The sequence below is a fragment of the Desulfatiglans parachlorophenolica genome (assembly GCF_055394735.1).
In genome coordinates this window covers 999,399-1,013,612 of sequence record NZ_AP042460.1, presented here as the reverse complement: position 1 = coordinate 1,013,612, position 14,214 = coordinate 999,399, and the positions used below count along the sequence as shown (strand labels likewise).

Genomic DNA, 14,214 nt, shown 5'->3' with positions numbered 1-14,214 from the left:
GAACCTGCGTCAGGGTCGGCAGGATGATGAGGCCTGAGGGAATAGTCCAAAGTGACAAAAAGCATCGCCGAGCAAGCCTGATAAACAATCTCCTTAAGCTATCAGCCCCGCCCTTGCGAAATAGTTTCCATCCGGAAATGGTCTTTTTGGCCAATCTCGGCGTCAATCTGCACATTTGCTTGTGCGGCGACCTACAGGTCGCCTCCGCGCAAACGCTTGATTTCCTTGATATTGGCCAAAAATCCTCATTTCCGGATTGGAAACTGGGTTCTATAAGAAAATCATTTCCGGATGGACACGAAATAGATTTGAGGGATGCGCCGTTCGATCTCGGCCGCTGAAGGGATGACTTCTTCGGCCGTGGCATCTTCAGCAAATTCCGCAAACAGGTTGGCCATCTGATGATCGCTGAAGGAAAGGCCGGTGGATTGGCGGGGTGATCCCGGGCCGTTTCCGACCCGGGATTCCCACAGATCCGGACATGCGCGACTGACGCATCCGGCTCCTCAGGTCATGGTTTTGCTACGCGACCTCAGCACTGGTGGGCCACGGTGGGTTTAGGAAGCGGAAGCCGCTTCGCTAATTCGTTTCCATCCGGAAATGGTCTTTTTTGCCAATCTCGGCGTCAATCTGCACGTTTGCTTGTACGGCGACCTACAGGTCGCCTCCGCGCAAACGCTTGATTTCCTTGATATTGACAAAAAATCCTCATTTCCGGATTGGAAACTGGGTAGTGCCGGGAAATCATTTCCGGATGGACACTAATTCGTTGAACCAATCCCATTTCCGTTTAGCCTTATGGGATCGTCGACCAAGCCACTTGTGCCAGATCTCTCGGGCCAGGAAGATAAACCTGCCGAGAGCAGGTGTATTGCCCTTGATCCCGAAGTACTGAATGTGCCCGCGCATCTTTGAACTCGGCATTTTATGCTGCCCTGCTATAGGCCAGTGGCGCACCCTGCGCAGCCAGACAGATAAGCGTTTAAGGGACCTTGCCAACCTGTCTTTTGCTGTCTTTCGCTTGATGATCCAAAAGCCCCGCCGGGATTTTGCCCAGAAGTGTGTAAACCCAAGAAAGTTGAATGTCTTTTTTTTCCCTGCGCCGTCTCCATCATGTGGCCGCCGGAAATTCAATGTTCGGGTCTTTTCCGGGTGGAGCTTCAGCCTATACTTGCCGAATCTTTTCGGAAGTACCGCCATCACGCATTCCGCATCCTCCTGGCATTCGAATACCAGCAGGGCATCATCCGCGAACCTCACCATGAAGGCTTTCCCTCTCATGCGGGGCTTCACCGTTGTCTCGAACCATTTATCCAGCACTTCGTGAAGGTAGACGTTGCTGAGGCACGGGGAGATCACTCCTCCCTGTGGAACCCCACTTTCTGGATACGTGATCTGATGCTGCTCCATCACGCCGGCATTCAGCCACTTTCCGATGAGACGCACAAACACACCATCGCGTACCCGTCGGCGAAAAATCTCCTGCAACTGACTATGATCGATGGCGTCGAAGTATTTGCGGATATCCTAATCTAATGATATACCCGCCTCCCATCTCCATCAGGCCTTCCCTGATTGTCTTTATGGCCTGGTGAGCAGACCGACCCGGTCTGAATCCATAGGAGCAGTCCAGGAAGTCCTGCTCATAGACTGGTTCGAGAGCCATCGCCACCGCCCTTTGAAGCACCTTATCTTCAAAAGTCGGGATCCCGATCGGGCGTGTTTCTTTGCCCTTTGCATCCTTCGGGAGTAAGCGATCACAGGATCTGGATCAGGCGGTGGGTTGAGCTATCCAGGCGAGGTCGGGTTCCTGACCCCGGAAGTAGGCGCGCAGGGCATCGACAAGGACGGGGAAGGTTGTCTTTTCCCGAAGCCGGCAGGTCTGCCTGAGTGAGAGGATACGCTCCACCCAGCGGTTTCCTTTTTCACTGGACGTACCCTGGCTGGATTTGCGCCACAGCACGGCGAATCGAAGCATCCGCTCGGCATGATTGTTCGTGGGATCCACCCCCTGCTCCGAGAGGAACGTCCAAAGGCTTTCGATCTCCCTGCGAAGACGGCGTGCAAATCTGCCGGCATCATCCTTGTGCTTCTCATGAAGGGTGATCAAGCGGATCAAACGAGCATAAAAGGCCTGCCACTCTCCGACGGAGGGGGGATCCTTGGCCATATGGCATAGTCGTTGGAGTTCATGGGTTGCCCACAGACCGAACCGTTTTATGTCCGGGTCTTTCCTTTCGGAGAGTTCCTTGGCCTTGCGGATCAGATGAGCAAGGCAGGTCTGCCGCAGTCCGACCCATTTGCGGTACACGCCGTATCCGTCCGAGACCAGGATGCCGGTCCAGTCCTTGATCGATGCTTCGAAGGCTTGCTTCGAGCGGTTGGAATGGATCATGAAGAAAGCCACTGCCGGCCCCTCCATGACCCACAGCCATTGCAGGAGGCCGTTGAGGCGGTGGCTGGTCTCGTCGATGTGGTTGACCGGCGCCTGTCTGGCTGCCTGGCCGATCGTTTCATAGTGGAGTTGGATCGCGGCCGAGGCCCGATCGATGATCTTCTGGATGGCGCTCAGGCTGATATGGAACCCAAGCACCGAAGCGCAGAAGGTTTGAATCGTTGAGCGGCTGTCTGCCTCCGGTGCCCGCCATCTCGGCGATCATGGCTGAAAGCCTGGGACCGTAGCCTGTCCGATGTTCCCTGGGGACGGTGGCCTTTTGCATCTTGCCGCAGACCGGGCACCTGCCTCGGTGCAGTTCGAAGTGCATGACCTCGAGTTCGATCGGCGGCAGTTCGATGACTTGGTGCGTATAATACGGTTCGGTTTCGGGGAACTCGCGGTTGCCGCAGGTGCAGATTTCCGGAAGGATGACTCGGGTTTCCTTCGGCGGGAGCATCTCCTGCCGGTGCCCCGGATGGGTCAGTTTCCGTCGATCGGTGTCTTTCTTTTTCTTCCCGGATTTTTTCTTTTTGAAGGGCAGATCCGAGGACGGCGGCCGATCCGAGTTGGAGGAATCCTTGTTCAGACGCGCTTCGAGGTGTTCGATCCGTTTTCGGAACTCGCTTTTTTCCTCCGCAAGGGCGAGGATGATCTGGATGAGCACGGAGCGCGCGACATCCTGCAGCCCTTCTTGGGTCAAGGTGATGCCTTCGGGAAAAAGAGGCGTTTCAGGCATGGAGCGCCTCCCGGAAACGCTTGCCAAGCGGGTAGAGGTAGACCGCCTTGACCGGTTCCATGCAGCGGTTATAGCGGTCGTAGCGTCCACGCCCCTTGGTCAGTCCTGCATAGACCCAGTTGGCCGCCCGGTAGCAGGTGCCCTGGAACCGGGTGGTGTCCACGAAGGTTTCGAGCAAGGCAACGGGATGGCGGTAAAACGCCTGCCAGTCCCCGGGAAGCATCCGGATGTTGGCGCTCAGAAGCTTCGAGGCCAAGTGTTCCACCGAAACCCAGCCCGGAATCAGGAACCGGACGTTATTGACGACCTTGTAGAGGTTCGCTTCCCTGGTACGGGGCTCCCAACCGATGAACCGGTCGCGGCACTCCACCTTCCAGGCCGCTGAGCCCCAACCGAGGCAAGCCACCAGGTGTCCATCCAGGTAGGCCAGGTACTTCAAGTATGCACCGACGATTCGGGGGCGCCCCAGGTAATATGGTACTTGTCGACCAGGTGATCCCACAGGCCTTCATCCGGGGTGCGCCGGACCATCTCGATTTTCAAAGAGCCAAACTCGGAGACCGTTCCGTGAATCTCCGAGGTGTCGTAGTTATAGCTGTGTCGAACAGCCTTGCGGGGCTTCCGATGATTCGTTGTGGACAAAGGCGGGGGGAGATTAACAACCTGCTTTTCTTGGAGCTTGAGCAGCAGCGCACGGCAGGCCATCCCTTTGAGTTGCCCGTTCGGCTGCCGCCAGTCCCAGTGCTCACACAGCACTCGGGAAATGGCGGTTCGACCGCGTTCCCAATGCCGGGAGATGGTATCGCGGATAAACGAGAGGTCTTCCTCTCTGATCTGACGGCCGCGAATTTGATACAGGGTCCCTGCCAAGGGGCTGTCCCCTCTTGGCAAAGCACCCTGGCAAAATTTAGCCTCGGACGCCAGGGAAAAATGCACCCCCTGTGATCAAATACAACTGATCTGCATGAGAAGAAAATGGCGATAGACAAAGAAATCAGCAGATAAGCCTGGATCATCGACACCACCTTGCAGGACGGGGAACAGGCTCCCTGGATTTCCTTCAGCCGCTCGAACAAGCTGGCCATTGCCCGCGCCCTGGATCATGCGGGTATCCAGGAGCTCGAGATTGGTGTTCCGGCCATGGGACCTGAGGTTCAAAAAGACTGCCGCGCCATGGCTGCGCTGGGACTACGCTGCCGGTTGTCGGTCTGGTGCAGGAGCCGAATGGACGATCTGGCAGCGGCCGCCCGCTGTAACGTCAGCGGGGTGCATTTCAGCTTTCCGGTCTCTCCCATCCATCTGGCGGCCCTTGGCAAGGATCAGGCTTGGGTGCTTTCCCAAATGGTCGCCCTGGCCCGTTCGGCCAGGGCTCACTTTGATCACATCACCGTGGCAGCCCAGGATGCCACACGGGCCGATAAGGACTTCTTGATCGCCTTTGCAGAGCGAGCCCGGGGCGCCGGCATCCAGCGCTTCCGTGTTGCCGACACCGTGGGAATTGCACGACCCGAAACCGTCACAAATCTGATCCGGTCCACCAGAATCGCTGTTCCAAAACTGCCGCTGGAATTCCACGGCCATAACGATCTGGACATGGCCACGGCAAACGCCCTTTGTGCCCTGGAAGCCGGTGCAGAAGCCATCAGCGTTACGGTGAACGGCATGGGAGAGCGGGCCGGAAACACGGCCCTGGAACAGATCGCCATGGCCCTTTATCAGCATCCCTGTCTCGCTTGTGAGGTGGACACCACATCCCTTGTGCAGTTGTGCAAAATGGTGGCGAATGCTTCCGGACAAACCATCCCGCCGGCCCAACCCGTTGTAGGGAGCCGGGTCTTCTCCCACGAATCGGGCATCCACTGCCACGCCATGTTCCGGAATACCCGCACCTATGAGCCCTTTTAACCCCAATTGGCGGGGCATGAGACCCGCCGTTTCGTTCTGGGCACCCATTCGGGTACCGCCGCAATCCGGCATCTGCTCGATGAGGCGGGTATTCAGGTATCTTATCAACAGGCACAAGCCTTAAGGCCCCTGTTCGTAATGTCGGGCGAGAAGCTCTAGGATGGCGTCGCCGGCCTTTTTGTCCACCGGCAGGGGTCCCCCCCCTGTCATGATCGATTCATCGACGGCTGATACGCCCGAAACGATAACCGCGTCGACCGGGATGCGCTCTCCGGGTTTGACTCCGGGAGGATTTCTCGGCTTTTTACGAGCAGATGGATGGCATCAAGGTGGGTATAAAACCCTATGCCTTTCCAGATTCCGTTGCTATTTCAGGGTGATATCCATATCCAACTCTCCCATGGCTGTTTCTATGGTTTGAGACCGGACCGACCGGAATCCGCATCGAAGCATGGAATCAGCAATTTCTCCCTGGTTGAAGTAGAGATCCCGACCTGCCCGCATAGCATCTCCCAAGTGCCCCAATATGGTATCGGGCCGGGTCTGCTCGTGGGTCATGCCGTCCTGAAAACTGATAAAGACCCCGCCCGGATTAAGACTCGTGTAAATTTTACCGATCAACGGGTCGAGATCGTGCCGTGCAAAATTCAGAGTCGCGCAGGCCCACACCAGGTCGTACCCGTTGCCAATATCGTCGGATAGATAATCTCCTGCCTGCACGGATACGCGATTTTGCATGCCATATTCCTGAATGAATCGCTTTGCCACGGCAACTACGGCCGGTCGGTCGAAAACCACACCGGTCATGATCGGGTGCGCGGCCACGAAATAGAGGGCGAACATGCCGTGACCGCCGCCCAGGTCGAGCATTTTCCGAAAACCGGAAAATCCCGGCAGCCCGGTGATAATGGCGGCCATTTTCTGTCCGGTACCACCAGTTACCCAACCGGCGGTGGCCTTTGTCACTTCGGCCCAAAGCGTCTCCGATGCCAAGTCCTTGTCGCAGGCTTCCGTGCGGGGGCCGCACTTGACCAAATCGGTGAGATTTTTCAGTGGGTCTAGGTACATCCTCTGTAGCGTCTTAAAAAGCGGTCCGAGATACGTCGGCGAATTCTTCATCAGGTAGGTATTGGTCTCCGTCCGGTTCCGGTAAAGGCCCTCTTTCTTTTCCACCAGGTCGATGGTTGCCAGGGCGTTGAGAAACAGTTCGGTATTACCCGCATGAGCCCCGACGGTAGCAGCAATATCCTTGGACGAACGAAATACATCCATTACATCAAAAATGCCCAGTTCGATCCCGGCCATCAACAGCCGGCTGCCAATGGGCGCTGTCGCTATATCATTAAGAGCCTTAAAATCATTTTCTACAGTGGGCAATGTTTTCATCCTACCTCCTCTTACTGTCTTATGCATTTTAGCTCTATCCTCAATGAGTTTTCATCAGAACCGATAGCTTGCAGTGATGCCGACCATTCTGGGTTCACCATCCTCGACCAGATCCCCCAGGCCCATGGACGAATTATCGTACATTGCGGTGACATATTCTTCATCAGACAGGTTCGTGCCCCAGACTTCAACGCGCCAGTGATCCGTTTCGTATCCAAAACGTAAATTCACAATTTCATAGGCCGTCTGTTCGAGATTGTTTCTGACATCCCCATAGAAGCCACCTGTGCCGAGCAGATCGGCCCGGGCAAAGAAACCCGTGGGGTGCCGGTAATCAGCGCTCAGGTTATAGGTGTAGTCCGGAGAGTATGGAAGGGACTTGCCATCAAAATCATACAGGGTGCCATCCTGTTGTAACGCGTTCCATTCGTCAAATTTTGATCGAACGTATCCAAAACCGGCAACCAGGTTCAGGCCTGGCAAAGGCCGTGCCTGAACCTCCAGCTCAATTCCCTGGGAATGCGCTTTGGCGGCGTTCTTTATTGTGGTCTCCATGTCCATGGACCATTCCACCACCTGTTTGTCCTGGATATCGATGTAAAAGAAGGCGAGATTGGCAAGGAGTCTGTTATTCAGCCAGGATGTCTTTATCCCTGCCTCGTAATTCCAGGTGTATTCGGGACCGTAGCAGAAGGCGTCTTCACTGCTGGGCATATAGCCGTAATTGTATCCGCCCACCATGTATCCCTTGGAGACCGTGGCATAGGACATGAATGCATCGCTGAAATCATAAGCGACGGAGAACTTGGGCATCCATTCATTATAATTGAGGTCTCTGTTTTGATCTATTGGGCCGGCCATACCCGTACCCTTCATGGTCCCTTCCAGGTTCTGATGATCAAATCTCAGTCCGGCGGTCAAGTGAAGTCTTTCGAAGAACGTATATGTTCCCTGGCCGAAAAGGGCACCTCCATCGTTATGAATGTCCGTATTGTTTTCCATGTGCCATGCCGGCCTATTGCTCCATATGTCGGTCTTTTCACCGAACACGTAGACACCCGTCAACCATTCAAGAGGCTTCCCGCCTTCAGGAGAGGACACCCTGAGTTCTTCGCTCATGTGTTCTATGTCATATTTCATGGGAGCATCCCCCCAATTGTACCAGGGACCCAGGTCATCGGCACAATCCATATCCGTATCATATTTATGGGAGTAGTGCTGAAGCCCGGTAATGGATATCACATCAAACACATCACCGGCGTACTGAATCCGGAGAGTCTGGCCGTTGCCTTGCTGTCTGGAATATTCATCCGTCACATTGTGGCGGATTTCGCAGGAAGGTGTTGCAAAGGGCCCGGTCCGGTATCGATAGGAGTTCTGCTTGTCGTCCGTATCCAGAAAATCTGCGATAAACGCCAGTTCCCATATATCCGTAGGCGTCCAACGCAGGGTGGCGCGACCATTTTTATGGTCTTTTTTAGCAGACTTATTATTGTTGCTGTACAGATTTGTAATATAGCCGTTTGAAAGATCATATTGCATGGCAAGACCCAGGAACAACTGATCCTTCGCAACAGGACCGCTCAGGTCTGCGCCAAATCGCCATGACTTATAGCTGCCGTATTCGCTCAGGAGTTTTGCCCTGAACTCATCATCCGGCTGCTTGGTGATAATATTGACAACTCCAGATTCGGTGTTGCGGCCGTACAAGGTGCCCTGTGGGCCTCTGAGGACCTCAACCCTTTCGATATCGTACAATTCGGGATTGTACATATAATGTATCGGGTAGTTCACACCATCCACATAAAATCCAGCCGGTGAATAGATGGACGTATCAAAGGCGGATATCCCCCGGATGATCAGGTCATTTTCCGCTGAAGATACTTTCATAAAAACATTGGGCGTGAAGCGTACAAGTTCGCTCATATCTTTAATGCCCGCATCTTCAATGGGAATATCCGAAAAAACCGAGACGCTCAGGGGTACATCCTGGACGTTTTCCTCCCTTTTCTGGGCCGTAACGGTCATCGGCGCCAATTCATAGACACCCGGTTCCTCTTTCTCCTGTTCCTCCTGGGCCGACACACAAAGCGCCGTCAAATGCATTATGGCAGTAAGGGCGATAATTGCACCGATAACACCCGGCAAAGACAGATTTCTTTTCCTCCTGGTCATGATATCCTCCGTTGCGAAAATGGTTTGTTGCGTAAGAATAAATCTATGCAGAATCTTTATATGAAAATCCAACCTTGATTGAAATACTGATGGCATGACCCGGAGGGATTTTGACATGACCTTAAGGGATTTTCAGCAAAAGGCATCCTAATGCAACCAGCGGAGGAAATCGGGACAAAATTTTTTAAAAAGATGTAGGGCAGAAACGGATGGACCATTCAATGGAGGCATTACTTGTCCTGATAAATGCTTACGGCAGAAGTGATCCGCGACCCCCACTATATGAAAACGACTTATTTTTATAGTAAAGACTCGGCCTCACCCCAAATTGCCTTTTGAATGCATCGGAAAAGCGGCCTGAATCCATATAACCCACGGCATAGGATATTTCTTTAACGTTCATTTGGCCTTCTTCAAGAAGTAACCTGGACCGCTCCATCCGAAGTTCGTGCAGGTATCCAAAGACGGTTTTTCCAAACACCCGGCGGAACCCTCTCTTTAATTTAAACTCGTTAAGCCCTACCTGACGGGCAAGTTCCATTAATGACAGGGGCTGTTTCATGTTACGAATAACAATATCCCTGGCTTCATGGATACGTTCAATGTCAGATTGCCGTAAGACCTGTGGGCTTTTCTCTCTCTTTCTGGAGAATAGGAATTGTTCCAGTTGAAATGCGACGAGTTCCAAGGCCTTACCTTCAAGGAATAAAAATCTAGTTAAGCCGTGATATGAGCAGTTCAGCATCTGATAAAGCGCTATCTGCAAATTTGGGGTCATGATGCCGGAACAGTGGTAGCGGCTTTTAAGAGACCCCTCAACAGCCGCATAAAAATCAGGTGGGATATCGTCAAATTCTCCGTGCAACAGAGTGCTCAATAATATAGGATCCAGCTGAATATGAACAATACGTGCAGGCGTGCCGGCTGAAAACTCACTGACACCTCGCGATTTCGGGAAAAAAGATATATGACTGGTGCCGTTGTTTCCATCAATACTTGTTTTCCCCCCGCGCCCATGATTGATGGTGGACCGCGCTTTTCCCGAAAGAATAAAACAGAACAGCAGCGGCGCACGCTCGATATCAAAACGCACGACGAAATGCCGCGGGAAAGTCACATCCGTAACAATCAATGCAAGCCCGGGCCCGAGTTCAACTCGCTTTGACCATTTTCCACTTATATCGAACGAGCTTTCAGAAATGGGATCATAAATAACTGGTTTATCAAAATATTCGGTCTCACCGAAGCCTCCGTTCCTATCTACTATTGACACCGATGGATTCACGTACACCTCAAAATGTTGCATGCTAAATGGTCAACTCGTCGATCCCTTGAACCTTTCCTGCCATTGCTGCCCTTCTTCCACCATTTTCGAGGCAAAGCATCCTGTCGATACCGACATCCCGGCACTCGTCCATACCGGCAATCTGCCCAATCCCACGTACAAGGGATTCCACCGAGCCACGGAGGACCGCCACGTCCTTCTCCAAGGCCTTGTTTTCCACACCCGGCCGATCGTTGTCATGCTCCAGCCTCTCATACTCCTCCTTAAACCTCAGTCGCTCCCCAGCCCCCATTTGTCCTCAGCCTTCTGGGTCTCCTGCCGAATCGTTATGGGCTGGTCGATGCTCTTTTGCGCCTGATCCGCTTCTCTCCCGGCCATCGAATGCCTCTGCGCCATACACACGAGGATGAAGAGCAACGGAATTAGAAGAAAACCTCTTTTATGAATACGATGATTCGTCATTTCTATCTCCCTCAGACAGAAAAAAGCGTAACCTGGATTTTTTTCCATCCAAGTTACGCCTTCACTTTCTCCGCGTCTTTGAGCCGCCAAGAACGTAAGGCATTCCTCCTGAAGCTTTGGCTCACTAATTAATTTTGGAGCTTCTAATTATTTCAACCAATTCTTTTTGTCAAGAATTTTATTTCATTATAGAGCGTTCCAGCTAGGGATATCAGGACCGGTGCCAGCGTTGATCGGATGGTGGGGTCTACCACGCAAGATATCCATAATGTGAGGGAACCCCGCCGTGCGAACCGTATTTGAAATATGCCTTGGCCGTTAGGGGCTGATGACCTCAATGGCTGGGGTATCCGTTCATGCTCTCTATGGCCGAATGGTCCTGCGGAGCGAAGGCGATCCAGTGGCCTTGCCCGATATCGATAAGAGAAATTTGGGAAGCGAATCCTGATTCGCAAATTGAGGCGTGCTTTGTATACGCTATTTGTAACAATACCCTTCGATACTATCATTTCCTTAAAAACTGTATCTCAATCTCAGGTAGATCATATCATTATCCGTAAACTGGCCGAGCCGGGAATCTATGGGGCCGCTGAAGAACATGTATCCCGGGGCGATTTGCCAGTTGTCGCCGATTTTATATCCTGTGAATATTTCACAGACTGCACTCTCATCGTTTGTGTAGTACGTGCCGCGAAATCCAGCGGTCAAATCATCGTCAAGAAAATTGACACTGATCTCAAAGGTGATGCCGTGAGTCTTGCGTTTTGAAGCAAGGGGCTGTTTGCCGTTTTCTATGAGATCGATGAAAAACTGCAAGTTGAGGTAGAGGTTGGTGAAAAAGGTGCGGTCAATCCCGATGACGCCTTGGTACAGGTCACGCATGGCAAGGCCGTCGCTGTCTTCCTTGTATGATGGATCATTAGCATCTATCGAAAACAGGAGTCCGGGTGTTGGTTGGCAGAATATGCTGTCGGGAAGGAGCCGTATTTTTCACAAACGCTTGACTAGAGGGGGTCGGATGTCGAATTATTCTGTCTTTGGGAATAGGGCGGAAGCAGTCATGGAAAACAATTGGGGTAAAGGATGTAGCAGCACCCTTTACCCCGAAAAACATGTGAGTAAAACTCACAACCCGTACTCTATTGATAGTATTTGTCGAGGTATGCGTCAAGAGCCTTTTCAGGCTGGGTCGAAAATATCTCTGGCCCAGGCCGTCATCCTGCCCCAAATGCGAAGGGAAGCTATGCGCGCATGGGTATGCCACGGCCTGCTTTGACGGGTACGGAGAACCTGCCGAGATTCCGAGGTACCGCTGCCCGGCTTGCGGGTGTGTGGTCCGGCTCCGCCCCGAAGGATACTTCTCTCGTTTCCAATCTTCCATCGCAACCATCCAATCGAGTATAGCCAACCGCTTGTCAGGCCGCGGCTGGCTCCCGGGTCTTTCGCCATCCCGCCAGCGCCACTGGCTGAACAGCTTGATCGAGCAGACGAAACTGCATCTTGGCCTGTCGTGGTCCGGACAGCTCCCGGACGCATTCGAACTGCTTCACGCCGTGGGGATCTGCCCGGTCAGCCGCTCCATCCAATGTGAAAGGAGTGCTTCTTTTGTGGGGCCCCACCGAAGGCTGCCCTTTACCAGCCCTCGGGAGGTGGGGTATCCAGACGCAAAACCACCACAAAGGAGGTCCCACAGATGGACGAACAGCAGCAAAAAGACATCGCCGTTTTCCGGTTCGGGGTGATCAGCGACTTTTTCTGCCAAAAATTGACCCGGGGAGAGAAAGAGCGGTTGCTCAGAGAGAAGTGCTCCCGGCAGTGGCAGATCCCCCACTCAGAGCGTACCCGGCTTGCCCGCACCACGATCCTTTCCTGGATCAGGGCGTATCGCCAAGGCCGGCAGAGGCTCGAAGCTCTTTACCCTCAACCCAGAAGCGACCGGGGCGTGCCCCGCAGCATCCATGATGAGGCTGCCGCCGTGATCGTCACGCTGCGCAGGCAGATGCCCCGGTGCACCCTCATGGTTCTTCTCTCGGAACTGGAAAACCGCAGGCTTTTGAGGCCGGACGAGCTGCCGAGCTACTCTTCTTTGTACCGCTTTCTCAAAAAAGAGAACCTCTTGCCCCTCGATCAGTCCTCACCGGTCGATCGGAGAAAGTTCGAGGCCGAATCCCCCAACGACATCTGGCATTATGCCGCCAACCGGATTATTGCCGGGTGAGGCATGCTCACCCAGCATTTTCCAATGGGAAGGGGCAATCAACCTTAAAATTTTGCGGCATAATCAAAGCGTTTTCAGGAAAGCCAACAGGTCGTCGTCCGGCTTATATCGGCCCGGCGGCACATCTGAAGGCGTTGTCTTAGCAAGGGCTTGCTCTTTCAATGCAAGGCTGGCATGAAGATACATCTGCGTGGTTTCCAGGCGCTCGTGACCAAGCCAAAGCGCGATCACGGATTGGTCGACTCCCGGCCTTACAAACCCCAGGGTCGGGGAAAAATAGAGCGTTGGTTCCTCACCGTGCAAAAACAGTTGCTCCCAACCCTCAGTTCAAATCTCGACCTCAGGGGCCTCAATGAACAACTCGAAGCATGGATCCACTCCGTCTACCATCAACGTCCCCACGGATTCACGGGTCAAAGTCCCATCCAGCGCTTTGCCGAAAAAATGGAGTGCATCCGCCCCGCCCCCAGAAACCTCGAGGACTTCTTCCGTAAGCGTGCCAGGCGAAAGGTCGCCAACGACCGCACCATCGCCCTGAATGGCAAGGTCTATGAGGCGCCTGTTCCCCTCATCGGAAAACAGGTCACGCTCCTTTACCACGACCATGATCCCACCCGGGTTGAAGTGCACCTGGACAACCTCTCCTACGGGTTCCTCACCCCTCTGGATCTGCACGTCAACTGCCGGGTGCGCCGGTCCCGCTCTCAAGACCTCGTCATAGACAGCGCTCCTCCAAAATCCGTCCCATCCGGCCGGTTACCCTTTTCTCTCGCAAAGGAGCCCCGATGAAACCCCATTATCTCAACTTTTTCGGCTTTACTCGTGAACCGTTCGGCTCCGAACTCGAGCTCGATCAGATCCTTCAGACCGCCGAAGTGGTGGCCGTCGCCGAGCGCTTCGATTACACCCTGCGCCTGGGCGCCGTCGCACTGGTGACCGGTGAGGTCGGTGCGGGCAAGTCCACGGCCCTGCGCTGGGCCATCAGCCGTCTTCACCCCTCCGAGTATCGCCCCATCTGGGTGACGGCAACTTCTGGCTCCATCCTCGAGTTGTATCGCCAGCTTTGCTCCGCCCTCGACTGCGATTTGCAGGGCTCCTCCCGCGCCACCCTCCTGCGCATCATCCGCAGGCAGGTCCTCGATCTCGTCCTCAGCCGCAAGCAGACCCCGGTGCTTGTCATCGACGAGGCTTCACTCCTGCGTCTCGAGGTCCTGGCCGAGATCCACACCCTGCTTCAGTTCGAAGCCGACTCCAAACCCTATCTGCCCATGATCCTCGTCGGCCAGAACCATCTGGCCGATCTGCTGACCTATCGCACCTCGCTTCCCCTCTCTTCCCGCATCATCGCCCGCTATCATCTCCAGGGGATCGACCGGGAGACCCTCGGTACCTATCTCCTGCACCACCTCAAGATCACCGGCATCACCCGCCCCCTTTTCTCCGAGCAGGCCCTGACCGCCATCCACCAGGGCTCGGGCGGCATCCTCAGGCGGGCTAACCATCTCGCCCGCGGTGCCCTCATCGCTGCGGCCGCAGAAAAGATCCAGCAGGTCGCCGCCGAACACGTCCGTGTCGCCGCAACCGAACTCCTCTGATCCTCAAAGCCGGGG

At 54.1% G+C, this 14,214-nt stretch carries 19 protein-coding genes and 2 pseudogenes; 6 read left to right on the top strand and 15 right to left on the bottom strand.

All coding sequences use genetic code 11. From position 1 onward, the window contains the following. The first annotated feature begins 137 nt into the window (after positions 1–137). The gene (locus tag ACZ500_RS04705; protein ID WP_464231372.1) at positions 138–341 is read left to right on the top strand and encodes a hypothetical protein; all 204 of its coding nucleotides are present in this window, start codon (positions 138–140) and stop codon (positions 339–341) included. Positions 342–600: 259 nt separating this feature from the next. Next, positions 601–765, top strand: coding sequence for a hypothetical protein (locus ACZ500_RS04700; RefSeq protein WP_464231371.1), 165 nt, complete (start codon positions 601–603; stop codon positions 763–765). Here the strand turns inward: ACZ500_RS04700 and ACZ500_RS04695 are convergent. From ACZ500_RS04695 to ACZ500_RS04665, 7 genes are all read right to left on the bottom strand, one after another. Continuing rightward, a complete protein-coding gene (locus tag ACZ500_RS04695) occupies positions 745–1,488 on the bottom strand; it encodes a reverse transcriptase domain-containing protein (RefSeq protein ID WP_464231370.1) in 744 nt (247 codons plus the stop codon). The genes ACZ500_RS04700 and ACZ500_RS04695 overlap by 21 nt on opposite strands. Positions 1,489–1,492: 4 nt before the next feature. Beyond that, positions 1,493–1,687: a hypothetical protein gene (locus ACZ500_RS04690; protein WP_464231369.1), complete on the bottom strand. Its 195-nt coding sequence runs from the start codon at positions 1,685–1,687 to the stop codon at positions 1,493–1,495. Between the two features lie 84 nt (positions 1,688–1,771). Continuing rightward, positions 1,772–2,593 carry an IS66 family transposase gene (gene tnpC, locus ACZ500_RS04685; RefSeq protein ID WP_464231368.1) on the bottom strand — a complete coding sequence of 274 codons (822 nt, stop codon included), beginning with the start codon at positions 2,591–2,593 and terminating at the stop codon, positions 1,772–1,774. Then, on the bottom strand, positions 2,514–3,173 hold the full coding sequence (locus ACZ500_RS04680; protein WP_464231367.1) for a DUF6444 domain-containing protein: 660 nt from the start codon (positions 3,171–3,173) through the stop codon (positions 2,514–2,516). The genes tnpC and ACZ500_RS04680 overlap by 80 nt, the downstream gene beginning before the upstream one ends. Further along, positions 3,166–3,612, bottom strand: a complete 447-nt coding sequence (locus ACZ500_RS04675) for a Druantia anti-phage system protein DruA (RefSeq protein WP_464231366.1) — start codon at positions 3,610–3,612, stop codon at positions 3,166–3,168. Before ACZ500_RS04675 ends, ACZ500_RS04680 begins: the two co-directional genes overlap by 8 nt. Beyond that, positions 3,609–4,043 carry a hypothetical protein gene (locus tag ACZ500_RS04670; protein ID WP_464231365.1) on the bottom strand — a complete coding sequence of 145 codons (435 nt, stop codon included), beginning with the start codon at positions 4,041–4,043 and terminating at the stop codon, positions 3,609–3,611. Before ACZ500_RS04670 ends, ACZ500_RS04675 begins: the two co-directional genes overlap by 4 nt. Positions 4,044–4,118: 75 nt before the next feature. Then, positions 4,119–4,277: a hypothetical protein gene (locus ACZ500_RS04665; protein ID WP_464233146.1), complete on the bottom strand. Its 159-nt coding sequence runs from the start codon at positions 4,275–4,277 to the stop codon at positions 4,119–4,121. Here ACZ500_RS04665 and ACZ500_RS04660 point away from each other — a divergent pair. Then, the gene (locus ACZ500_RS04660; RefSeq protein ID WP_464232994.1) at positions 4,227–5,078 is read left to right on the top strand and encodes a homocitrate synthase/isopropylmalate synthase family protein; all 852 of its coding nucleotides are present in this window, start codon (positions 4,227–4,229) and stop codon (positions 5,076–5,078) included. The genes ACZ500_RS04665 and ACZ500_RS04660 overlap by 51 nt on opposite strands. A gap of 156 nt (positions 5,079–5,234) precedes the next feature. On the opposite strand, the pseudogene ACZ500_RS04655 reads toward ACZ500_RS04660, so the two are convergent. The 7 genes and pseudogenes from ACZ500_RS04655 to ACZ500_RS04625 form a co-directional block, all read right to left on the bottom strand. Next, positions 5,235–5,360 (bottom strand): annotated as a pseudogene (locus tag ACZ500_RS04655) (P-type ATPase actuator domain-containing protein); the annotation flags it as partial. A gap of 84 nt (positions 5,361–5,444) precedes the next feature. Further along, a complete protein-coding gene (locus tag ACZ500_RS04650; RefSeq protein ID WP_464231364.1) occupies positions 5,445–6,464 on the bottom strand; it encodes a methyltransferase in 1,020 nt (339 codons plus the stop codon). Between the two features lie 54 nt (positions 6,465–6,518). Next, positions 6,519–8,639 carry a TonB-dependent receptor gene (locus ACZ500_RS04645; RefSeq protein ID WP_464231363.1) on the bottom strand — a complete coding sequence of 707 codons (2,121 nt, stop codon included), beginning with the start codon at positions 8,637–8,639 and terminating at the stop codon, positions 6,519–6,521. A 250-nt stretch (positions 8,640–8,889) separates the two neighbouring features. Next, entirely contained in the window at positions 8,890–9,912 is a 1,023-nt protein-coding gene (locus ACZ500_RS04640; RefSeq protein ID WP_464231362.1) for a helix-turn-helix transcriptional regulator, read from the bottom strand. A 34-nt stretch (positions 9,913–9,946) separates the two neighbouring features. Then, positions 9,947–10,216, bottom strand: a complete 270-nt coding sequence (locus tag ACZ500_RS04635; RefSeq protein ID WP_464231361.1) for a hypothetical protein — start codon at positions 10,214–10,216, stop codon at positions 9,947–9,949. Beyond that, entirely contained in the window at positions 10,195–10,386 is a 192-nt protein-coding gene (locus ACZ500_RS04630) for a hypothetical protein (RefSeq protein ID WP_464231360.1), read from the bottom strand. The genes ACZ500_RS04635 and ACZ500_RS04630 overlap by 22 nt, the downstream gene beginning before the upstream one ends. A 513-nt stretch (positions 10,387–10,899) precedes the next feature. Then, positions 10,900–11,268, bottom strand: a complete 369-nt coding sequence (locus ACZ500_RS04625) for a hypothetical protein (protein ID WP_464231359.1) — start codon at positions 11,266–11,268, stop codon at positions 10,900–10,902. Between the two features lie 811 nt (positions 11,269–12,079). On the opposite strand from ACZ500_RS04625, the gene ACZ500_RS04620 reads away from it, so the two are divergent. Beyond that, positions 12,080–12,604, top strand: a complete 525-nt coding sequence (locus ACZ500_RS04620; protein WP_464231358.1) for a transposase family protein — start codon at positions 12,080–12,082, stop codon at positions 12,602–12,604. Between the two features lie 63 nt (positions 12,605–12,667). On the opposite strand, the pseudogene ACZ500_RS04615 reads toward ACZ500_RS04620, so the two are convergent. After that, positions 12,668–12,853: pseudogene (locus ACZ500_RS04615) on the bottom strand (integrase); the annotation flags it as partial. Between ACZ500_RS04615 and ACZ500_RS04610 the strand changes: the two are divergent. Together ACZ500_RS04610 and ACZ500_RS04605 are read left to right on the top strand one after the other, a co-directional pair. Continuing rightward, positions 12,779–13,393: a Mu transposase C-terminal domain-containing protein gene (locus ACZ500_RS04610; protein WP_464231357.1), complete on the top strand. Its 615-nt coding sequence runs from the start codon at positions 12,779–12,781 to the stop codon at positions 13,391–13,393. The pseudogene ACZ500_RS04615 and the gene ACZ500_RS04610 overlap by 75 nt on opposite strands. After that, positions 13,390–14,199 (top strand): ExeA family protein, encoded by an 810-nt coding sequence (locus tag ACZ500_RS04605; protein WP_464231356.1) that lies wholly within the window; start codon positions 13,390–13,392, stop codon positions 14,197–14,199. Before ACZ500_RS04610 ends, ACZ500_RS04605 begins: the two co-directional genes overlap by 4 nt. Positions 14,200–14,214: the final 15 nt, after the last annotated feature.